Origin of the sequence: Pinibacter soli, assembly GCF_029961145.1 — a bacterium.
In the GTDB taxonomy this organism is placed as follows: domain Bacteria; phylum Bacteroidota; class Bacteroidia; order Chitinophagales; family Chitinophagaceae; genus Pinibacter; species Pinibacter soli.
In genome coordinates this window covers 156,158-175,918 of record NZ_JASBRG010000001.1, presented here as the reverse complement: position 1 = coordinate 175,918, position 19,761 = coordinate 156,158, and the positions used below count along the sequence as shown (strand labels likewise).

Sequence of the window (19,761 nt, the reverse complement as noted above, 5' to 3'; positions counted from 1 at the left end):
TAAAGTCATTCAGGCGGGCGTTCCTGTATTTTTATTGCTTATCGATCTCCACCACGCACGCAACCACCTGGTTATCTGTCGCAGGTACCGAAAATGCAATATTGCCTTTCGATGATTGCTGGAACCTTACATTTTGTACAAGCGCAGATCCCAATGCTTTCGATAATCTCGCACCGTAGTCCTGTGAAGGGTTTTGGGCAATGCTTGCATTCAGTTGGTTCCAGTTCAATTCTTTTTTACTTACTACAACAGCCATGATATCTTTTGTGCCAATGCTGTCAGGTTGCATGCTTTTATCTTTTGGAAACAAACGATATCCGGCGATTCCGCAGAATGGAGAGTATTTCGTTTTTGTAGGATCGTCTTTTTTGGGGTAAGGAAATAATGTGTAGGAAGTGCCATCTGTTTCTTTTCCGAAAACATAGATATAACATTCGGTGCTGTTTTTCACTTCCATTTTAAAACGCGTCCCCGCTCTTTTTAATGGAGAAACGGTTTCAAATGTATTGCCGCCGTTTAACTTTAAAGGAATATAACCTCTTGCGATCGTGCGTTTCTGGTTGTTGTCATACTGAACTTCTACGAGACCCACTTCGCAGGTGAGCGGCTCGTTTGCGGCGGCGCCAACTTTTTGCATCGGTTCAAGTCCGTAAGCTTCACGGACGAAATATTTGAAATCGCCATAGCGTACCCATGCGAAGCCATTATTTCCCCACTCAGGTCCCCAGCTGTTCATGATCAAAAAAGAACCGCCATATTTTTTATCGTCATAACCCACCACACACTGGGCGTGGCCGCCAAATCCGTTCATTTGCTGATCTCCCGGCGCAGGTGTCCACAGGTCTTTTCCTTTCATGTCCTGCATGTAACTTTCGCCCACCATCATTCCGATAACAACTGGCGCACCTTGTGATAAATTTTCTTTAATGGCACGGAGGTCAATCACGTCATTCCTATCACCCAAAGAGAGCCTGTTAAATCCTCTCATTTTGAATTGAGAAGCATCCTGCATTTGTTGTTGAGACGGTTGTTTACTACAGTTTTGATCCGTATAAGGAAATTGGTCGTAAGGAACGGCCCCTCTTTGCGTCATAAATTCCATTGCGCGGATAATATATGAGCCTTCGCAATTATCGAGTCCGATTTGATTGTATAAAAAAGCGGGGCTGAATTTTACAGCGTCGCCGGATTGGCCGGTTCTGGCAGATTCGAGAATACTTCTTGCTGCATAGGCACTGCTCCACGCCACGCAGCTGCCTTGCTTTCCCTGGTCGCCAACTGTAGGTGCAAATTTTTGAAGATTGGAGCTTTCCGGCAGTGGATTCTTGCCATCGTCATCATCCAATGATTCATAAATATTTGCCTTTTCAAATTGCTTTGGATCGAGGAAGCCGCCGGTCGCAAGACCATTTGCAATTTGGTTTGTAACGGCTCCACCACCAATGCCGCAGCCACTTCCGCGCCCCAAAAGGAAATAGCCGCCTATAAGAATAAGGATCAAAAGAAAAATTCTTTTTCCTCTGAATAAGCTTAACAATAAAGGCAACAATGCCAGCAATCCACCACCTCCTCCTCCAAAGCCTCCGCCACCACGGCCGCCGCCGCCACTATTGTCGTCATTATATTGTTCTTCCGGTTGATCATCTGTCATTCGGATTGGCATAACTGTATTCTTTTTTGGTAAATAATAAGTGTAAAGAAAGGTAGAAATTTTTCCTTTAACATGTCAATAAAGCCAAGAGTTTTAATTAGCGAAAATATATGTCTATCTTAATGCTTAAACCTTTTAGTAGACTAAAAAACTTATTCTATGGCGTCAACAAAAAAGAAGGCCGCTCCAAAGAAGAGCGCCGTTAAAAAAGCAATCAGGAAAGCTCCCGCTAAAAAAAATGTACCCGCAAAAAAAGCAGCAAAAAAAACTGCTCCCAAGACAACTCCTGCTAAAGGAATTATGGACAAAGTTTTAAAGAAACGGCACACAGTCTACATTGAAAGTGCTGCATTTTTCCCGCTCAATAGTGCGACCGGTTACATTGATCATTTCCAGGATGGCAGATGCGCAGCTGTTGCGGGAGGCGATCTTAGTGTAGCGTTACCAATTCCGGTGGGAGCGATATTGAAATCTATTTCTATTCACTACATGAATACTACTGCCAATACAGTGATCGCTTTCTTTTTGCGTAAGCATGCAGACAGGCATTCACCGTCCGGTGAAATTGAAATGTCGTTCATTAATTTGCCTCCGGGTACATTGCCTCCGGATAATTATTTATCGGTGACAGACACCACATTTCCAAACGCGGGAGTAATTCAGGATAGATTTTTACATTACATAAATATTCCCGGAACAGGAGATTTTCCGGGTGGTTCGAAACTGACAGTGCGTGGAGTGAGCCTTGTGTACGATTTCTAAATAAAAAAACGTCCCGATCATTTGTGAACGGGACCGTTTTAATCAAACCTTAAAAACAATACAATTTATTTTTTAATAACGCATTCTGCGATATTTACTTCTTCCATTAAATCATTGTAGCCCACCAGCAAGCCTTGTACCTTAATATTGTCACCAGCTTTAATGCCGCTTATTTTAGCAACATCTGTTGAATCAATATTGCATGCGATATTATTCAGCGAAACAGTGATTCCATCCACATTTGTAACCTTTCCCTCAATCAGTACAGCCTGGTTGATATACTTTTTCAATGCTATTGCTGTATCGGTTTTGAATTCGCCTGAAAGTGTAGTTGATGTGACGTCGTATTTAGCTTTTTCTGCACCCACATTTCTGTGTGGTTTAAAGAAAACATACCATGTGGCCCAGCTGCCAACTGCGATACCCATCGCCAAAACAAGGAGTAAAAATTTTTTCTTATTCATAACGGTTCGATGATTTTTCGTTAATAAATCTGACTCAAAAGTATATGCAGCATTTCTAAGATTTTATAATAGTACTCATTCTAATAGATAACAATAGTCAGGGTTTTGGGCTTCGTTTATACGTCCACAATCATTTTTTTGGAAAATGGTTGTCATGAAAAACCGTTCTTCACCGTCATAGTTTTGTCATAACAAGTTCACGCTAATAACGCTTGCTGCTTGGAAAGGCATTATCGCTTTCATACATCTCAATCTTTAAGCAAAATGAAACGACATTTAATTACAATCAAAACACTGGCCTTTATGCTGTGCGCTGTGCTAATATCAATAGTGGCGGTGCAGTGCAAAAAGGAAGGCAAGAATGCATCTTCTATTTTTAGAGGGTTGGCGTCCTCAGACATTGACTCTACGATTTTTTCGCCATTTTATGACACAACGGTTCTGAGTATCTCTTCTGCGAAGTCTATTAATGACAGCATTATCACAACCGGTATTCAGTCGATCATAAAAGCCAATTGTGCCAACTGTCACAATAACAACATTAAACCAAACCTGGTTACATTCAGTGACATCAAGAGTTTGGTAGTTCCAGGAAATCCAGAAGCCAGCAAACTTTGGCAAGCGATTACCACAAACGACCTGAACAAAGCAATGCCGCCTGTTGCAACTGAAAAAACAGTTTCCACAGAAGACAAAATTTCTATCTACAACTGGATTAAAAATGGTGCCAACGAAACTCCTGCACTGGCTGACTACAGACCGACAGCAGTAAGATTGATCACAGGGGGCTGTACTGCGCAGTGCCACAATCAAAACGTAGCAATCGGTGCATGGGCGAGAACTTACAAAGATTTTGGAAGAACTCTTACGGCACAGGATACAATAACAGGGATATCGTTTGGTAAAGCAGGTTGTGTTGCCGTAAATGACACACTGATAAATCGCGTATGGAAATCTTACCAGGATAGCGTTGTAAAATTCTATTCCGATACTTTAAACTATGCGGCCTATAAACCAAAGAAATCACTTGGAACCGCGATGGGACCGCTTAATACATACGCAAACTTGTTATTTGATATTAACTACTCAAAAGGGTTAAGAACAAACAAATATTCGAATCTGCCTGATCTTGCCAGCATTTCAAATACGTTGTTAACAAGAATAGATTCAACCATTTATTTCATCAGTGGTAATGGTACTGTAACGAAAGCAAATGCCAGTAACATGTCTAATGGAGACGGGCACTTAAATCCATCTGAAATAGCGATCATAAAAGGCTGGTATTTTATGGATCCCAATGTGCCTGACACCTGGAAATATGGTCCTAATAACAGAGGTATGTTTAAAGACAAAGGTGGTAACACTATAACTAGGAAATAATTAATAAAACATTCAAACAAGCACAATGAAAAAATTAATTATAGCGATGGTAGTATTGGTTGGTATTGCCTTGTATACACCTTCATGCTACAATAATAAAGCAGATATAGTATTGCCGGATTCAACCATTTCGTTTACAAAATCAGTAGTGCCAATATATGTGTCTGGCGGCTGCGGATGCCACAATACACTAGGCATGAGTTCCTCATTGGGTAGTGCTAGTGCGGTAAGGTTTTCTAATGGTGGCTACAACGGAAAAGACACCATTCTTTATGATGCAATACTGGGGAAAACCTCTTTAATAGAAACGTGGATCAATGGAGGTGCGCATCCGGGTGGTGGTGATGTGTATCTAACACAACAGGAAGTAAGCGTCCTAAAAAGCTGGATAAATCAAGGTTCACAGGATGATAGACCTAGTGGCGGTAATACTCCTGCCAATGTTACGTACTCAAACACTATTCAGTCAATGGTCAGCAGCACATGTGCCGGTGGTTCTTGTCATAGTGGTCTTGGGCCAACATTAACCTTCGCAAAACTCGTTGGAGATAAAGACAAACTGACAAGCATGGTAAGCTCAAAAGGTGCTTCAGGACACCCTGGCGGGAAATTGACTTTTGGTAGTTCAACGTGGGCTGCTATCAATGCATGGTTGTCTGCCGGTATGCCTCAATAACTAATCAGATTGTAAACAGTATAAACTCAAAAATCAGTATTATGAAACACATTCTTTTATTGACATTGTCAATCATTTTAGGAGCAAGTGTATTAAATGCTCAAACATATAAAACAAGAGAGGGTTACCTGACATTCAATCCAAACAAAGACCAAAGTCACAAGGACTATGCAGCAGCTTCAAAAGAAGCAACAGCTGTGCTCAAAGTTGAAACCGCTGAAGTTGCACTGCTTGTGCCAATGAAAACTTTCCACTTTAATAATGCGCTGTTGGAAGAACACTTTAACGAGAACTATCTGCACACAGATAAAATTCCAAACGCTTCTTATAAAGGCAAGTTGATTGGTTTTACAAAAGACATGCTGGCTAAAGATGGCACTTATAACATTTCATCTGAAGGTCAGATAACATTGCACGGTGTTACTAATTCGTTTAAATCTCCGGTAAAGCTTGAAGTGAAAAACAAAGTAGCAACATTCTATTGCGACTTTCCAATCCAGGCTGACAAATTTAATATTGACATTCCTGCGGTAGTAAAACCAAAATTGGCTGACCAAACTCCAATTAGCGCTACCATTAAGTTTCAACTAAACCAATAGGTTTAAAAATATTTACTCAGATGAAAAAAATAACATTATTTATAATAGCATGCTTGCTGCTTGGGCAGTTCAAAGCAATGGCACAGGATGACTTGTTGGGAGATTTAGAGAAAGAGGATAATGCGAAACCCAAACAGAACATAACCACAGGTACCTTTAAATCAACCCGCGTAATCAACATGCAAAGCGTTGAGATAACTGGGAAAGGCAACCTGCAGTTCATGATCTCACACCACTTTGGCAACATTTGGGAAAACGGCAAAGGCTGGTCCAATCTTGCAGAGTTCGCTGGCTTGAACGGGGGTGTTGCAAATACGCTACTATCTCTTGACTATTCTCCTACAACCTGGGGTAACGTCGGTCTTGCATTAACAGGGAAGGCCCAGTATGAACTGTGGGGTAAACTAAAATTACTGAGACAACAAACCGGGGAGCACAATATTCCTGTTACACTCGACTGGTTTTCTACCATGCACATTGATTGCTCGGAAGGTGCAAGTCCCGAGGATTTTGTTTGGAACAGAATGTCATACCTGCATCAACTATTGATTGCACGTAAGTTCAGCGACAAGCTTTCATTGCAGTTAACGCCTTCTTATGTACACTACAATTATACTCCGTACTATGGCCCTAAAACCGCAGGCGGAAAAGATGCTAACAATGTGTTTTCTGTAGGAATAGGCGGACGATACAAATTCACTTCTAAAAAAGCGTTGACATTTGAATATTCCCGTCAGTTGAACGGCTATAAAAATCTATTGTCTACTGAAACAGGAGGATTGGTTAATTACAATCCCGATCTGATATCTCTCGGTTATGATTGGGATACCGGTGGACATATTTTCCAATTCTACGTAAGCAGCACAACAGCAGCAAGCAATATTACTCAGCTATCAAGAAATACAAGTGATTTCAAACAAGGTAATTTCTCACTTGGCTTCACCATCAACAGAAGTTTTGGTGTAAAAAAAGTGGTAAAAACTGCTCCATAGTACTTGACATATGAAAAACAGAAAGGCCATGAGCGTTATGCTTCATGGCCTTTTGCTGTTATTTTCAATTGTAGTTATTTCCTGTGAACGAGATGCTTTATTGGAATGCCCATCAAAGCCTAGATCAAATGCGTGAACTCAGCTAAAAAATCAGCGTAAATCAGTCTAATCTGAGTTATCTGCGTACTCTCTACAACACCTCAATCTGGTTTTTCATCAAATCTTCAAACACATCTCTCTTACGGATCAAAATTGCCTCACCGTCTTTTACCATTACTTCAGCGGGTTTCAATCTTGAGTTAAAGTTGCTGCTCATTTCAAATCCATAAGCGCCTGCGTTGTAGAAGACAAGGAAATCGCCTTCGCGAACTTCATTCAAAGCTCTGTCCCATGCAAAAGTATCTGTTTCACAAATGTTACCTACAACAGTATAAATTCTTTCGTGACCGTTTGGATTCGTAATGTTCTCAATGCGGTGGTAAGCATCGTAGAACATAGGACGGATCAAATGATTGAACCCACTGTTAACGCCTACAAATACTGTAGCTGTAGTCTGTTTGATAACGTTTGCCTTTACCACAAAATAACCGCTCTCACTTACAAGGAATTTACCCGGCTCAAACCAAACCTGGATTTTTTTGCCCGTTTCATTTTCGTAAGCGTGAAATGCTTCTGCTACTTTCTTGCCAAGCAAATTAATATCTGTTTGCACATCACCCTCCTGATAAGGAACTTTAAAGCCGCTACCCAGATCGATGAACTCCAACTCAGGGAAATGCGTGGCCAGTTCAAACATTATTTCAAGACCCTGAAGAAAAACATTCACGTCTTTAATATCACTTCCTGTATGCATGTGAATGCCTCTTACATTCAATTTGGTGCTTTTCACAACACGCTCAATGTGGCGCATCTGGTGAATAGAAATACCAAATTTGCTATCGATATGGCCGGTTGAAATTTTATAATTGCCACCGCCCATGATATGTGGGTTAAAACGGATACAAATAGGATAGGAGTTGCCGAAACGTGTTCCGAATTTTTCGAGGATGGAAATATTGTCGATGTTCAGGTGAACACCCAATTCCTTTCCTTCCACAACTTCTTCAAAATCCACACAATTTGGAGTGAATAAAATTCTATCAGGTGTAAAACCTGCTTTTAATCCAAGCTTAACTTCGTTAATGCTTACGCAATCCAAAGAAGCACCGATGCTTTCCACATACTTCAGTACGTTGATGTTAGACAAAGCCTTACATGCATAAAAGAAACGGGCGTTAACATCCTTAAACGCGCTGTTTAACTTATTGTATTGTTCTTTTATTTTTTCTGCATGATATACATAAAGGGGCGTTCCAAACTGGTTGGCTAACTGTACTAAATACTCTTTGGATAAACTGGACATAATTGTTTGATTAATCTATTGACTAAATAGAATTTGCGAATTTACAGGATTTTAGCGCAACGAAGCAATCTGCGCCGGAAGCCGTTCCCGAATTCAGGAGAATTTAGGTGATTCTACCTGGTGCAAATAGCCGTCAGGATATTGCACATTCACCAGGAACAAAGCGTGTGGAGGCACAGAGAAATCTGCCTGAGTGCAGTCTTTGGCCTCGATGATCTTTCGGAAATCGTCTATGGAATATTTCCCGCGCCCCACTCGTAGCATGGTTCCTGTCAGGGCCCTCACCATGCCACGTAGAAAACGGTTTCCTTTTACATGATACACAAGGCAGCCATTTTCCTCGATCCATTCGCTTACAGAAATGTTGCAATTGAACGTTTTAACCTGCGTATTACGTTTCGAAAAAGAGGTGTAGTCGGTGTATTCTTTTAAAACCTGGGCCGCAAGTTTCAGTTGGTCTATATCAAGTGTATAGGGAAAATAATACGCCCTGTCGTGCAGGAAGGGATTTTTTTCGCCATAAATGAAATACTTGTATTCGCGGCTCAATGCATCAAACCTGCTGTGGGCCTCTTGCGGCATTGAGTAGATATTTTTTACAACAAGGTCCGCCGGTAAAATGGCATTTATTTTATATACCGCACGTGGATTGATTTCGTCGTCATAATCAAAATGGAAAAAATTCTGTAACGCATGAACTCCCGCATCCGTGCGGGAAGAGCCGGTCAATGCAACAGGTTTTCTGTGAATGATGCCAAACGCCTTCTCCACTTCCGCCTGAACAGAATGTGCATTTTCCTGTATCTGAAAACCACTATAGGCGGCTCCGTTATATGCTACTTCTATGAAATACCTCATTCTGATTTAGTTGAAAGTGGAAAAATGAAAGTTGAAAATTAAAATGAAGAGTTAGAAGTGACTTCTAATTTTCAGCTTTCATTTTTCAATTATTCTATCCTTATTTTCTCCCCGAGATACCTCGGTTTTGTTCCAATCAAATAGTCAATGTAAGCCTTGCATCTCGCCAGTTTTTCACGTTGTTTTGTTTTAAAGCCAGCGTATTTTACAACGTCTTTCGCGTTATAACCAATCGCATCGATGCCTTCTTTTTGCGCAATAAAAATCGCTCTTTCATTGTGAAACTGCTGTGAAATAACAGTTGCCGATTGCTGACCGAAAATTTCTTTTAAACGCACCACCGAGTCAAATGTTCTGAAACCTGCGTAATCAAGAATGATAACAGAAGAATCAATGCCTCTGCGAATAAGGTCATTTCTCATGTCCTCGGGTTCATTGTACTCCTTTCGGCCATTGTCACCACTAATGACAAGATATTTTATTTTTCCCGCTTTCAGCAAATCCGCTGCGGCATCTATCCTGTATTGATAATATAAATTGGGATAGCCATTGCTAAGCAGTTTGGAACAACCCAATAACAATCCCACTTTGTTATATGGAATAGATGCGGTATCGTTATAAAGTTTGTTACTCGCCACACTTTTAATATTTGCATTTGCAAAAACTACAAAAGCAACTGCCACAACGATAGCTAATGCAGTGGCCCAAATTATTTTCTTTATCATTGGAAAGAGGTTTTAGGAATAGTTGAGAATTGAGAATTGCTTTTAACTCTCCACTTTCCACTATCTTCTGATCATCGCTTTAAATCTGTCACGATAATAATCAGATTTGATCAAATCTTCAAGTGTGGTATAGTTATAAGTATCTAAAGTAAATGGATAGGCCGTTTCGAAAAGCTGGTATTTGTCTGCGTCTTCAGCAAACAACTCACTAATTGCTTTGAGTTGTTTTACCGTAAAGCACTTCGCCTTTAATAGTTTTTTTGTCGTTCCTATTTTTTCATCCAGATTCTTTATCGACAAAAGTTTAACGCGTAGTTTGTCAATGTCGGCATCAGTCGCCGTGTTCTTACAATCGGAGTTGTTGATTTGAGGTGAGCTTGAAATAGGTTTAGCTACAATCCCAGCATCTGTTATTTCTTTCCTGATGACAGTGTCCACTTTTGTAATCTCGGTTTGCATAGGTGGCGCAGCCGCAGCTGTAGTTGCAACTGGAACTACAGCCGCAGATTGAATCACAGTCTCTTTCATTAATGGGGTAGCAATTCGAATGGTGTCAACACCGGCATTTGTACTATCAACATATACTTCCTCCAAAGTCGCTTCAGTAGATATTTCGCTTATTTTCCTGACAGATGAAAGTGCTGCTTTAACCGGGATAACTGCGACCACTGAATCTGTTTTGGCGGGTGCTATTGCTATGGCAGAATCTGCTACAACTTTTTTCTCAGCCGCTACTGTATCGCTTTTTGCAGCAATTATTGGCACAGCCACAATTGCGGCTGCTTTGAAAGCTGTGTCTGAAACTTGTTTGTGGGTATCGGTCGCATTGTTTGGTGCAGCGACTGCGGCTGTAACAGCGGCAACAGGTGCCAAAGGTACATTTTTAGCATTCGTGCTTGTTGTTGAATCACCTGGGGCCTGCGTTACAGCCTGCGCCTTAGAGGTTTGGGCTGTATCGATTTGGGCAGCAGGTTTTTCCTGCACGGCCACTGCGGCAGTTGAGGTAGCCGGCATTTGCGGTGGGACGCTCTCATACAAAATGCTCGTATCGTTCACTACATTCGATAACAGCACTGAAAAACTATCCGTTTTTCTCGTCCCGGAAATCATCGAACTTCCTTTCTCGCCATTGCGGTTCATCGTTACTTCCGAAGTTTGATAGTTAGATAATCCCCAACCTTTATCTCCGAAGTTTTTTAAACGATAACCTGCGTCTTTCTCGTAAATATTTAACGTGAAATTCTGTTCTGGGAATGCGTTTTTCGGGAAACCAATTGCAAACTGGTACGCCTGCTCCTGTAAACCGGATAATATGAGATATCCGTGATCACTTGAACTGAATGTTTTCCCATCCATTAAAACATAGAAGGGTTGATTGTTGTCTGTTTGTATGTATATAAAATAGTCTTTCTGTGAAAATGCGCCAAGGCCCGTCAAAAGGAACAATAGTATTGCAAAACCTGATTTCATAATATCCAATGTTACAGCAAAACTACTTGAAAATGCAGTTTAGCTTGCCATTTAGCATTTTTTTTAAAAAGAGAATCATCCGAAACTATATCTTTAAGCCCTATTTAATAAATCAGTATGAAGAGAAAGCTTTTCCTATTTACTGCTTGCGGTCTTTTAATGCTTGCACAGGCAAACGCGCAATCAGAAGCTACAACCCAAGCCTTAACTTATCAGGCAACTGCCACGAAGATTAACGATCTTGTACATACAAAATTGGAAGTCTCATTCGACTATGATAAATCCTATATGTATGGTAAAGCATGGATCACTTTACAGCCACATTTTTATGAAACAGATACCCTGGCGCTCGATGCCAAAGGCATGGAGATTAAAAAAGTTGCCATTGTAAAAGGCGGTGCAACAACTCCATTGAAATATGAATACGATGGCTGGATGTTGAACATTAAACTTGACAAAAAATACAAAGGCGGCGAAAAATATACGGTGTACGTTGACTACACTGCAAAACCCAACGAGCTTAAAGTAAAAGGCAGCGCAGCAATCACAGATGCCAAAGGTTTGTACTTTATCAATCCAAAAGGTGAAGAAAAAGATAAACCAACACAAATCTGGACACAAGGTGAAACCGAGGCAAACTCAGTGTGGTGCCCCACCATTGACAAACCAAATCAAAAAACAACGGACGAAATCGCAATGACCGTTCCGGCGAAATACGTTACACTTTCCAACGGTTTATTGATCAGCCAAAAGAAAAACGCTGACGGTACAAGAACAGACTATTGGAAAATGGATATGCCCCATGCTCCTTACCTAATGTTTATGGGCGTAGGCGATTATTCGATAGTAAAAGATAAATACGGCAATAAAGAAGTAAACTACTATGTAGAAAAAGAATATGAACCTGTAGCACGCAGAATTTTTGGTTATACTCCGGAAATGATGGCTTTCTACAAACGTATTACTGGTATTGACTACGCATGGCAAAAATATTCGCAGATTATTGGCCGTGACTACGTAAGTGGCGCCATGGAAAATACTACAGCTACACTGCACCAGGAAAGCGCTCAGCAAGATGCCCGCGAACTGGTCGACGGCAATGGTTGGGAAAGCACCATCGCTCACGAATTGTTCCACCACTGGTTCGGTGACCTAGTGACTGCTGAAAGCTGGAGCAACCTCACAGTGAATGAATCATTCGCAAACTATAGCGAAACATTGTGGGACGAATACAAGCATGGTAAAGACGCCGGCGATGCGCAAAATTATAATGACATGCATGGTTACCTGCAAAGCAATAGCGAGAAGAAAGATCTTGTTCGTTTTTACTATGCAGATAAAGAAGACATGTTCGATGCCGTAAGCTATAACAAAGGTGGTCGTATCCTGCACATGCTTCGCAACTATGTTGGAGATAGCGCATTCTTTAGATCATTGAACAATTATCTTACAACAAACAAATTCAAAGCAGCTGAGGCGCAAAACCTTCGTTTGGCTTTTGAAGAAGTGACAGGTAAAGATTTAAACTGGTTCTTCAATCAGTGGTATTACGGCGCGGGTCATCCGAAATTAAACATCAGTTATGCATACGATGATGCGGCAAAACAAGTAACTGTAACTGTAAAACAAACACAAGATGGTGATAAAGTTTTCCGTTTGCCATTTGCTATCGACGTTTACAACGGATCGGCAAAAGTTCGCCATAGCGTTGAAATGACTGAACGCGAGCAGCAATTTACTTTCTCTTACGGAAGTTCAAAACCAGACTTAGTGAACGTAGACGGAGATAAAATTTTGCTTTGCGAAAAAACAGACGATAAATCTTTGGCAAACTTCATCCACCAGTACAAATTCGCTGGCAACTATCTCGATAGGAGAGAAGCAATTGATGCTTGCGCAAAAAATGCTGATAACACAGATGCACAGGCATTGTTGAAATTGGCGGTGAATGATAAATATTTTGGCTTGCGTAACTACGCATTGTCAAAATTGAAAATGGATAACACGGCAATTAAAGATGGCTTCGAATCAATAATTGCAAACATTGCAAAAACTGATAAAAACTCAACGGTTCGTGCGCAGGCGCTTAGCTTATTGGCCGCTTACAACAAACCTGAATACAAGACATTGTTTGAGAAATCTGTTATGGATTCTTCTTACAGCGTATCAGGTCAGGCATTAGAAGCCCTGACAAAAATAGATCCGGCATTGGCTTTGCAAAAAGCACAGCAATTGAAAGCACAACCCGCAAAAGGAAAACTGATGGAATCAATCAGTGGTGTATTGATTGATGCAGGTTCAGAAGCTGATTTCGATTATGTAGCTGGTAATTTCGCAAAAATGCCATTGTCACAAGCAAAAATGGAAATGCTGCAGCCAGTAGCTGATTACATCGCAAAAGTGAACAACACGGCATTGGTAAAAAAAGGTGTTGACATGATTGTTGACTTCCGTGAAAGCATTCCCGCAGCGTATAAATCACAACTTACTCCGTACATTAACAACATGGTGTTAATGGGAATTGCAGGGAAGAAGAAAGCGCAGCTGGCAGGGGCAAATGCTACCGCCACACAAGAACAAATTGAATACATTAGATCAAAAGCGAAATAGCGTTATTCGCTTTCATAAATAAAAAAACTCGCGGAGAAATCCGGGAGTTTTTTTATTTATGAAAGGCCTAAAAGGTTTGGTTCAGTCGCTTGTAGTTTATGAGACCGGCATATAAAACTTGCAAAGTTTGTTCGCCTACCGACTGCGGCATTTATTTCAGCAAGCAGCAATGTTATTTATCTTTATTAATTCTTAATTCATTCTAATTTCGCTGTACAAAAACGAAAAATTATGGAATCAATTAAAGGTAAAATAGCTCTCGTAACAGGGGCAGGAAAGGGAATAGGAAAAGCTGTTGCATTGGCTTTAGCAAAGGAAGGGGTGAATGTTGGTCTTGTTGCAAGAAGCGCCGGAGATCTTGAAAAACTGGCAACAGAAGTAAAATCATTTGGAGTAAATGCTGCAGTTGCAACGGCAGATGTTGCAGATATAAATGCAGTCAACAAGGCAGTTGAGAGCATTGCGAAAGATCTTGGTAATATTGATATTCTTATCAACAATGCAGGCGTTGGAGCGTTCGGTGGTTTTATGGAGCTTGAACCGGAAGAGTGGGAGAGAATTATAAAAGTAAACCTGCTTGGAGTGTATTATGTAACCCGTGCAGTATTGCCATCCATGATCGAAAGAAAAACAGGAGATGTTATCAATATTGCTTCCACAGCAGGTTTGCGTGGTGCAGCTGTAACGAGCGCATACAGTGCTTCAAAATTTGGTTTGATCGGAATGTCTGAATCGCTTATGTATGAAGTAAGAAAACATAATATTCGCGTAACAACACTCACCCCAAGTACCGTTGCAACGGATATGGCGGTTAATTTAAAACTTACTGACGGAAATCCTGAAAAAGTAATGCAGCCGGAGGATATTGCGGAATTGATAGTTGCCCAGCTAAAATTGAACAAACGGATATTCATTAAAGATGCCAGTATGTGGTCGACTAATCCATAGACAAATAATAGAATTATTGAATCATTGAATAATTGATTGATTGAATTGCCGAAGAATCCCGGTCTTCAACCTTCAATAATTCAATGATTCAATGATTCAGTTATTCAATTATTAGATCGCATCATACACTACCACCTTCTGCCACAGCTGCGAGTAGTCTTCCACAAATTTTAAATGAATAGGATCAACCTGGTAACTATCCTGATCTGCTGCATTATTAAAAATGATCATCCAGGATAGTGAGTAAGTATTATCAATCACACCACGGTTGGTTGCTGCGGGTTTGCCAATATGAAAAGATTTGACGGTTGAAATCTCAGTGAGTGTTCGCAAGCCTTTTTCCAATTGTACCAAATCATTTTGATCAGTCGGATTTTTCAACCAAAAAAATACGTGATGAATAAATACTTGTTTTAATTCCATGGTTATTGATTTATAAACTATTGTTTTTCTATACTGTAAAATTTAACTACGGCCATCCCGTTGCAACCATCATACCCACTTGACATCTGTTGCATTACCAACTACCACTGGCACCACCGCCACCACCACTACCACCGCCGAAGCCGCCAAAGCCACCACCTCCACCGCCGGACCAGCCACCGCCGCCGCCTCCACCGGACCAGCCGCCTCCACCGGTTGGAAACCAAATGGGAGGACCCCAACCACGATAGCCACGCCTGCTCATCATTCCGCCACCACCGCCGCCACCTCTGCTCGAGAAAATGACAATGAGTACGATGATGATTACAATGATAGAAATAATGCTGCTGCCGTGGCCACTTCCCTGGTGCTGTCCTCTTTGATCATAACCTTCCGGTGCTTTGTATTCGCCAGCCGCAGCTTTGAAAATCGCATCTGTCGCTTCGTCAAATCCCCGGTAATAATTTCCGGCTCTGAAATTGGGAACTAGTTCATTCTCTATAATTCTTTTTGCAATTAAATCTGGAACTGCACCCTCAAGACCATAACCAACTTCAATTCTTAACTTGTGGTCGTCCATTGAAGCAAGCAAAACAATACCGTTGTTTGTTTTTTTGTTGCCCACGCCCCAGTCTCGCAAAATTTTCAAGGCAACATCCTGCACATCATAGTCTCCAACAGATTTCAATGTCACTACCACCAGCTGATTGGAAGTGCTGTCGTCGTACGCAACAAGTTTGCTTTCAAGCGCGGCCTTTTGATCCGGCGTGAGAACGTTTGCAAAATCATTGACCAGGCGAGGCGGATTTGGTCTCGCAGGAATATTTTGCGCAAAGCAAAATGTACCGGTTAAAAAAAACAATAAATAAAAAAGTAACTTTTTCATGCGTAAAATTCAAAGCAGGCCTTTCGACCTGCTTATGATAATTATTTCCCGAAAACTATATCGTCGGGCAATTCATTTTTATCTGTTTCATTATCGTATGGAAAGTGATAATGCAATGCTTCTCCGACATCACTGATTGCTTTGCAAAGCCCCGTAGCATAATGCTCTTGCTTAAAATGCTCAAGCATATGCGCCACTTCTTTTTCCCAAAACTCATCACCTGTTTTTTGGTGAATACCGTGATCGCCAAATATCGCAACCTGCCTGTCTTTCACCGCCAGGTAAATAAGAACGGCGTTGTGGTTATCGGTCCTTTCCATTTTAAGTACATCAAATATTTCTGCAGCCCTGTCAATAGCTGACACATATCTGCATTTACTTTCGATGTATACACGGATTTCCCCACTCGTTCTTCTCTCTGCCTGTTTTATTGCTGCGATAACATCAGCTGACTCATGGCTATCAAGAAAGGTTCTTTTGGAAGAAGAAAAAAATGGCATCAGAAATAAAATTTAATAATTAAAATTTCACCTCTGGAGCCTTGTCAGATCCAGGTGTTGCTTCAAAATATCCCTTCGATTTAAAACCGAACCATCCAGCATAGAAATTATTTGGGAACGTGCGGATGGAAGAATTGTAACCCTGAACGGCCTCATTAAAATCTCGGCGTGCCACCGCTATCCTGTTTTCTGTTCCCGCAAGCTCGGCTTGCAGATCCTGGTAGTTTTTATTTGCCTTTAAATCAGGGTATTGCTCAACAGTCACTAACAAGCGGCTAAGTGCGCCTGAAAGCTCACCTTGCGCCTGCTGGAACTGGGCAACTTTTTCAGGTGAAAGATCATTTGCATTAATCTGAACAGAAGTCGCTTTTGCTCTTGCTTCAATTACTTTAGTTAGCGTTTCCTGCTCAAAGTTTGCGGCACCTTTTACGGTATTCACCAGATTAGGTATAAGATCAGAACGGCGTTGATATTGGTTTTGAACATTTCCCCATTTTCCCTTTACATTTTCATCCATCGTAACGGCATTTTTTTGGAAATTGATGGCGCCACATCCGCCGCATCCAACAAGAAGTACAATAAGTCCAATAATAACAACAAGAATAAGTTTATTAGTGCTCATGGTTGTTTAAAGTTTATGATTTAAAGATACAATCTAAGATGATTAATTGTTTAAAATGATATTAGCGCAGACATGCCTGATGTTGGCGCAGATTTGTCGCGGTGCCATCGCCGCATTGCTCATCTGTGCCTGACATTATTAAATGTTACGCCCTAGCTCCAGTGACCTCGCAATGTATTTTCCCACCACATCAAATTCAAGATTCACCGTATCACCGGTTCGCATATTTCTAATATTGGTATGGTTAAACGTATATGGAATAATCGCTACCGAAAAAGTGTTTTCTGTTACATTAAAAATTGTAAGGCTGATACCATTCATAGAAATGGAGCCCTTTTCGATCATTAAATGTGCAAAAGTTTTAGGGTAGGAGAAAGTAAGTTGCCAGCTGCCATCCATTTCCTTTATTTCCTGCAAAGTTCCGGTTGTATCAACGTGGCCCTGAACAAAATGTCCATCGAGGCGTCCATTCATTTGCAAGCATCTTTCTATATTGACTATTGTTCCTGCTTCCCATTTCCCAAGATTGGATTTCTCCAATGTTTCTAAAATGGCAGTTACGCGGTGGCGGTCTTCTGCAATTGCCTCCACTGTAAGACAAACACCATCGTGCGAAACGCTTTGATCCACTTTAAATTGATCAGAAATAGCGCTTTGCAGCCAGAAACTTTTATTCGTACCCGAAGTAATAACTTCCAGTACCTTTGCTGATGATTCTATGATTCCTGTAAACATGTATGCAAATTAGGAATTAGGAGTTAGGAAATAGAAATTAGGCGTTCGATTTATTTATTAAAGGTTAATAATCAGGATGTAAACCAATCGAAGTCATGTAGGCTCCAATTTCGAATCTCAAATTTCAAATTCCTCTTGTTTTTTTATTTGAAACTATTTACCTTTGCACTCCAAAATCGCCTAAAGGAGGTATATATAAAATATGTTAATCATAGACTCAAAAGATTGCGAAAACATTGACAAAGCGCTTAAAAAGTACAAGAAGAAGTTCGAGAAAGCAAAAACTTTGCTTCAGTTGAGAGAGCGCCAAACTTTTACTAAGCCTTCTGTAAAACGCCGTACGCAAGTACTTAAGGCAATTTACAAGCAACAAGTAGCAACAGGTAAATTCGATTAAGTTATTTAAGCTTTTTCATAGTGGGATAGCTGCAAAGTATTAGCTTTGTGGCTATCTTAGTTTATGGAAACAGCACCATCCATTCTTACGCCATTCCTTGATTATCTGCAGTTTGAGAAACGTTATTCTCAACACACCGTCCGCTCTTACCAAGACGATCTCACGCAATTTTTCGACTATCTGAACAAGAATTTTGAGCAAACCGAAATTGGAGAAATCAATTCTTCCATGGTAAGAACCTGGATGGCATCATTGAAAGATGAAAAACTCACTTCCAAAACGATTAACCGGAAAGCATCTTCACTAAAATCATTCTTTAAATACCAGTTGAAACTTGGCAATATCGAGTCAACACCGATGACCAACGTCTCCGCCCCTAAAATCGGCAAAAGACTGCCTTCCTTCGTCATGGAAGACGACATGAATGTTTTATTAAAGGAAATTGCTTTTCCAGATGACTGGGACGGTAAAACAACCCAGTTGCTCATTGAAGTTTTTTACGCCACAGGTATTCGTTTAAGCGAGTTGGTAAACCTGGAAGAACATGGTGTCAACCGCAATTCAAATTCAATCAAAGTTTTGGGAAAGGGAAATAAAGAACGGATCATTCCTGTAAACAAACAGTTGATAGAGAATCTTATAGGCTATCAGAAAGACAAGCGGAAGTCTTTTGAAGACTTTGACAGCGAATATCTTTTTGTAACCCCCAAAGGCAAAAAACTCTATGCCAAGTATGTATACCTCAGGGTGAAATCTTACCTCTCGCAGGTAACAACGCTTCAGAAGAAAAGCCCTCACATTTTGCGTCATACTTTCGCCACCCACCTCACCAATCACGGTGCCGATCTCAATGCAATAAAAGAGCTCCTGGGTCACAGTAGTTTAGCGTCCACACAGGTTTACACCCATAATTCCATCGAAAAATTAAAGGAAGCATACAAAAAGGCACACCCCAAGGCGTGAAAATTAGACGTTGTTAAAAAGTTGGCAAACTTGAGAAAAATCAGAAGTCTTTATTTGGAAAGCATACTACGTTGGTTTATCTTCATAGTCCCTCTAACATTATTATTTTATTAAATAATGAGTGTGAAAATGTTAGTTCTTTAATTTATTGTTTCACGTTTAAAATTGCGATTGTTATGGACGTTAAAATTCAGACTGTGCACTTCGACGCAGATTCTAAATTGATTGATTTCGTAAATTCTAAAATTCAAAAACTTCCTACCTTTCATGACAGGATTATTAAGGTTGATGTGTTTTTAAAACTTGACAATGTAATTCATACAATTAAAGACAAAATCGCAGAGATCAGGGTTCATGTCCCCAAACACAATTTTTTTGTAAAGGCCAGTTCAAAATCATTTGAAGAATCTTTTGACTGCGCTCTTGATTCACTCGTAAATCAAATGAAAAGAAAAAAAGAAAAACGTTTAGCAGCATAAAAAATATTTCAAGACCTCCGAAAGGAGGTCTTTTTTTTAATATGACCTCTTCATAAAGTAGAATTTTATCAAGCGAGCGCTACTTTTTTCAAAAATAATTTCATTGCATCTTTAATTCATTACACATGCTTAATTTTGCAGTGTTTTCAACGGTTTCAGCGAATTTGAATTGAGTTTTTATATCAAAAAAGCGGCTTTTAGAATCGCAATTCGGAAGCA

General features: G+C 40.4%; 21 protein-coding genes. 10 read left to right on the top strand and 11 right to left on the bottom strand.

Going from position 1 to position 19,761, the window contains the following annotated elements; all coding sequences use genetic code 11:
* Positions 1–31: 31 nt before the first annotated feature.
* Positions 32–1,663 carry a C1 family peptidase gene (locus QJ048_RS00740; RefSeq protein WP_282332391.1) on the bottom strand — a complete coding sequence of 544 codons (1,632 nt, stop codon included), beginning with the start codon at positions 1,661–1,663 and terminating at the stop codon, positions 32–34.
* Between the two features lie 147 nt (positions 1,664–1,810).
* Between QJ048_RS00740 and QJ048_RS00735 the strand changes: the two genes are divergently transcribed.
* Complete coding sequence (locus QJ048_RS00735; protein ID WP_282332390.1) at positions 1,811–2,413, top strand: hypothetical protein; 603 nt, start codon at positions 1,811–1,813, stop codon at positions 2,411–2,413.
* 65 nt (positions 2,414–2,478) lie between these two features.
* Here QJ048_RS00735 and QJ048_RS00730 read toward each other — a convergent pair whose 3' ends face one another.
* The gene (locus QJ048_RS00730) at positions 2,479–2,877 is read right to left on the bottom strand and encodes a hypothetical protein (RefSeq protein WP_282332389.1); all 399 of its coding nucleotides are present in this window, start codon (positions 2,875–2,877) and stop codon (positions 2,479–2,481) included.
* 264 nt (positions 2,878–3,141) lie between these two features.
* Here QJ048_RS00730 and QJ048_RS00725 point away from each other — a divergent pair, with 264 nt between their 5' ends.
* The 4 genes from QJ048_RS00725 to QJ048_RS00710 are packed head-to-tail and all read left to right on the top strand — an operon-like array spanning position 3,142 to position 6,524.
* Positions 3,142–4,257, top strand: coding sequence for a c-type cytochrome domain-containing protein (locus QJ048_RS00725; protein ID WP_282332388.1), 1,116 nt, complete (start codon positions 3,142–3,144; stop codon positions 4,255–4,257).
* A 25-nt stretch (positions 4,258–4,282) separates the two neighbouring features.
* A complete protein-coding gene (locus tag QJ048_RS00720) occupies positions 4,283–4,933 on the top strand; it encodes a hypothetical protein (RefSeq protein ID WP_282332387.1) in 651 nt (216 codons plus the stop codon).
* Positions 4,934–4,974: 41 nt separating this feature from the next.
* Complete coding sequence (locus QJ048_RS00715; protein ID WP_282332386.1) at positions 4,975–5,532, top strand: YceI family protein; 558 nt, start codon at positions 4,975–4,977, stop codon at positions 5,530–5,532.
* 20 nt (positions 5,533–5,552) lie between these two features.
* Complete coding sequence (locus QJ048_RS00710; protein ID WP_282332385.1) at positions 5,553–6,524, top strand: DUF5777 family beta-barrel protein; 972 nt, start codon at positions 5,553–5,555, stop codon at positions 6,522–6,524.
* 190 nt (positions 6,525–6,714) lie between these two features.
* Here QJ048_RS00710 and lysA read toward each other — a convergent pair whose 3' ends face one another.
* The 4 genes from lysA to QJ048_RS00690 form a co-directional block, all read right to left on the bottom strand.
* Positions 6,715–7,926 (bottom strand): diaminopimelate decarboxylase, encoded by a 1,212-nt coding sequence (lysA, locus tag QJ048_RS00705; RefSeq protein WP_282332383.1) that lies wholly within the window; start codon positions 7,924–7,926, stop codon positions 6,715–6,717.
* Between the two features lie 93 nt (positions 7,927–8,019).
* The gene (truA, locus tag QJ048_RS00700; RefSeq protein WP_282332382.1) at positions 8,020–8,784 is read right to left on the bottom strand and encodes a tRNA pseudouridine(38-40) synthase TruA; all 765 of its coding nucleotides are present in this window, start codon (positions 8,782–8,784) and stop codon (positions 8,020–8,022) included.
* An 89-nt stretch (positions 8,785–8,873) separates the two neighbouring features.
* Positions 8,874–9,509, bottom strand: coding sequence for a SanA/YdcF family protein (locus tag QJ048_RS00695; protein ID WP_282332381.1), 636 nt, complete (start codon positions 9,507–9,509; stop codon positions 8,874–8,876).
* Positions 9,510–9,569: 60 nt separating this feature from the next.
* Positions 9,570–10,979, bottom strand: a complete 1,410-nt coding sequence (locus QJ048_RS00690; RefSeq protein ID WP_282332379.1) for a proline and serine-rich protein 1 family protein — start codon at positions 10,977–10,979, stop codon at positions 9,570–9,572.
* A gap of 117 nt (positions 10,980–11,096) precedes the next feature.
* Between QJ048_RS00690 and QJ048_RS00685 the strand changes: the two genes are divergently transcribed.
* Together QJ048_RS00685 and QJ048_RS00680 are read left to right on the top strand one after the other, a co-directional pair.
* On the top strand, positions 11,097–13,589 hold the full coding sequence (locus QJ048_RS00685) for a M1 family aminopeptidase (protein ID WP_282332378.1): 2,493 nt from the start codon (positions 11,097–11,099) through the stop codon (positions 13,587–13,589).
* Between the two features lie 231 nt (positions 13,590–13,820).
* Positions 13,821–14,537, top strand: a complete 717-nt coding sequence (locus QJ048_RS00680; RefSeq protein WP_282332377.1) for a 3-ketoacyl-ACP reductase — start codon at positions 13,821–13,823, stop codon at positions 14,535–14,537.
* Between the two features lie 111 nt (positions 14,538–14,648).
* Here QJ048_RS00680 and QJ048_RS00675 read toward each other — a convergent pair whose 3' ends face one another.
* From QJ048_RS00675 to QJ048_RS00655, 5 genes are all read right to left on the bottom strand, one after another.
* A complete protein-coding gene (locus QJ048_RS00675) occupies positions 14,649–14,960 on the bottom strand; it encodes a Dabb family protein (protein WP_282332375.1) in 312 nt (103 codons plus the stop codon).
* Positions 14,961–15,054: 94 nt separating this feature from the next.
* Positions 15,055–15,846: a TPM domain-containing protein gene (locus tag QJ048_RS00670; RefSeq protein WP_282332374.1), complete on the bottom strand. Its 792-nt coding sequence runs from the start codon at positions 15,844–15,846 to the stop codon at positions 15,055–15,057.
* A 41-nt stretch (positions 15,847–15,887) separates the two neighbouring features.
* Positions 15,888–16,346, bottom strand: a complete 459-nt coding sequence (locus tag QJ048_RS00665; protein WP_282332373.1) for a TPM domain-containing protein — start codon at positions 16,344–16,346, stop codon at positions 15,888–15,890.
* Positions 16,347–16,365: 19 nt separating this feature from the next.
* On the bottom strand, positions 16,366–16,968 hold the full coding sequence (locus QJ048_RS00660) for a LemA family protein (RefSeq protein ID WP_282332372.1): 603 nt from the start codon (positions 16,966–16,968) through the stop codon (positions 16,366–16,368).
* Between the two features lie 138 nt (positions 16,969–17,106).
* Positions 17,107–17,703, bottom strand: a complete 597-nt coding sequence (locus tag QJ048_RS00655) for a riboflavin synthase (RefSeq protein WP_282332371.1) — start codon at positions 17,701–17,703, stop codon at positions 17,107–17,109.
* A 202-nt stretch (positions 17,704–17,905) separates the two neighbouring features.
* Between QJ048_RS00655 and rpsU the strand changes: the two genes are divergently transcribed.
* From rpsU to QJ048_RS00640, 3 genes are all read left to right on the top strand, one after another.
* Entirely contained in the window at positions 17,906–18,100 is a 195-nt protein-coding gene (rpsU, locus tag QJ048_RS00650) for a 30S ribosomal protein S21 (RefSeq protein WP_217794047.1), read from the top strand.
* A 63-nt stretch (positions 18,101–18,163) separates the two neighbouring features.
* Positions 18,164–19,063: a tyrosine-type recombinase/integrase gene (locus QJ048_RS00645; RefSeq protein ID WP_282332370.1), complete on the top strand. Its 900-nt coding sequence runs from the start codon at positions 18,164–18,166 to the stop codon at positions 19,061–19,063.
* A gap of 176 nt (positions 19,064–19,239) precedes the next feature.
* Positions 19,240–19,542 carry an HPF/RaiA family ribosome-associated protein gene (locus QJ048_RS00640; RefSeq protein WP_282332369.1) on the top strand — a complete coding sequence of 101 codons (303 nt, stop codon included), beginning with the start codon at positions 19,240–19,242 and terminating at the stop codon, positions 19,540–19,542.
* Positions 19,543–19,761: the final 219 nt, after the last annotated feature.

Excerpts from the sequence above, each read along its gene's own strand:
- QJ048_RS00725 (WP_282332388.1), top strand. The coding sequence starts at position 3,142 with ATGAAACGACATTTAATTACAATCAAAACACTGGCCTTTATGCTGTGC.
- QJ048_RS00685 (WP_282332378.1), top strand. The coding sequence starts at position 11,097 with ATGAAGAGAAAGCTTTTCCTATTTACTGCTTGCGGTCTTTTAATGCTT.
- rpsU (WP_217794047.1), top strand. The coding sequence starts at position 17,906 with ATGTTAATCATAGACTCAAAAGATTGCGAAAACATTGACAAAGCGCTT.
- QJ048_RS00660 (WP_282332372.1), bottom strand. The coding sequence starts at position 16,968 with ATGAGCACTAATAAACTTATTCTTGTTGTTATTATTGGACTTATTGTA.
- truA (WP_282332382.1), bottom strand. The coding sequence starts at position 8,784 with ATGAGGTATTTCATAGAAGTAGCATATAACGGAGCCGCCTATAGTGGT.
- QJ048_RS00645 (WP_282332370.1), top strand. The coding sequence starts at position 18,164 with ATGGAAACAGCACCATCCATTCTTACGCCATTCCTTGATTATCTGCAG.
- QJ048_RS00710 (WP_282332385.1), top strand. The coding sequence starts at position 5,553 with ATGAAAAAAATAACATTATTTATAATAGCATGCTTGCTGCTTGGGCAG.
- QJ048_RS00720 (WP_282332387.1), top strand. The coding sequence starts at position 4,283 with ATGAAAAAATTAATTATAGCGATGGTAGTATTGGTTGGTATTGCCTTG.
- QJ048_RS00640 (WP_282332369.1), top strand. The coding sequence starts at position 19,240 with ATGGACGTTAAAATTCAGACTGTGCACTTCGACGCAGATTCTAAATTG.
- lysA (WP_282332383.1), bottom strand. The coding sequence starts at position 7,926 with ATGTCCAGTTTATCCAAAGAGTATTTAGTACAGTTAGCCAACCAGTTT.
- QJ048_RS00670 (WP_282332374.1), bottom strand. The coding sequence starts at position 15,846 with ATGAAAAAGTTACTTTTTTATTTATTGTTTTTTTTAACCGGTACATTT.
- QJ048_RS00695 (WP_282332381.1), bottom strand. The coding sequence starts at position 9,509 with ATGATAAAGAAAATAATTTGGGCCACTGCATTAGCTATCGTTGTGGCA.
- QJ048_RS00675 (WP_282332375.1), bottom strand. The coding sequence starts at position 14,960 with ATGGAATTAAAACAAGTATTTATTCATCACGTATTTTTTTGGTTGAAA.
- QJ048_RS00715 (WP_282332386.1), top strand. The coding sequence starts at position 4,975 with ATGAAACACATTCTTTTATTGACATTGTCAATCATTTTAGGAGCAAGT.
- QJ048_RS00655 (WP_282332371.1), bottom strand. The coding sequence starts at position 17,703 with ATGTTTACAGGAATCATAGAATCATCAGCAAAGGTACTGGAAGTTATT.
- QJ048_RS00680 (WP_282332377.1), top strand. The coding sequence starts at position 13,821 with ATGGAATCAATTAAAGGTAAAATAGCTCTCGTAACAGGGGCAGGAAAG.
- QJ048_RS00665 (WP_282332373.1), bottom strand. The coding sequence starts at position 16,346 with ATGCCATTTTTTTCTTCTTCCAAAAGAACCTTTCTTGATAGCCATGAG.
- QJ048_RS00740 (WP_282332391.1), bottom strand. The coding sequence starts at position 1,663 with ATGCCAATCCGAATGACAGATGATCAACCGGAAGAACAATATAATGAC.
- QJ048_RS00730 (WP_282332389.1), bottom strand. The coding sequence starts at position 2,877 with ATGAATAAGAAAAAATTTTTACTCCTTGTTTTGGCGATGGGTATCGCA.
- QJ048_RS00735 (WP_282332390.1), top strand. The coding sequence starts at position 1,811 with ATGGCGTCAACAAAAAAGAAGGCCGCTCCAAAGAAGAGCGCCGTTAAA.
- QJ048_RS00690 (WP_282332379.1), bottom strand. The coding sequence starts at position 10,979 with ATGAAATCAGGTTTTGCAATACTATTGTTCCTTTTGACGGGCCTTGGC.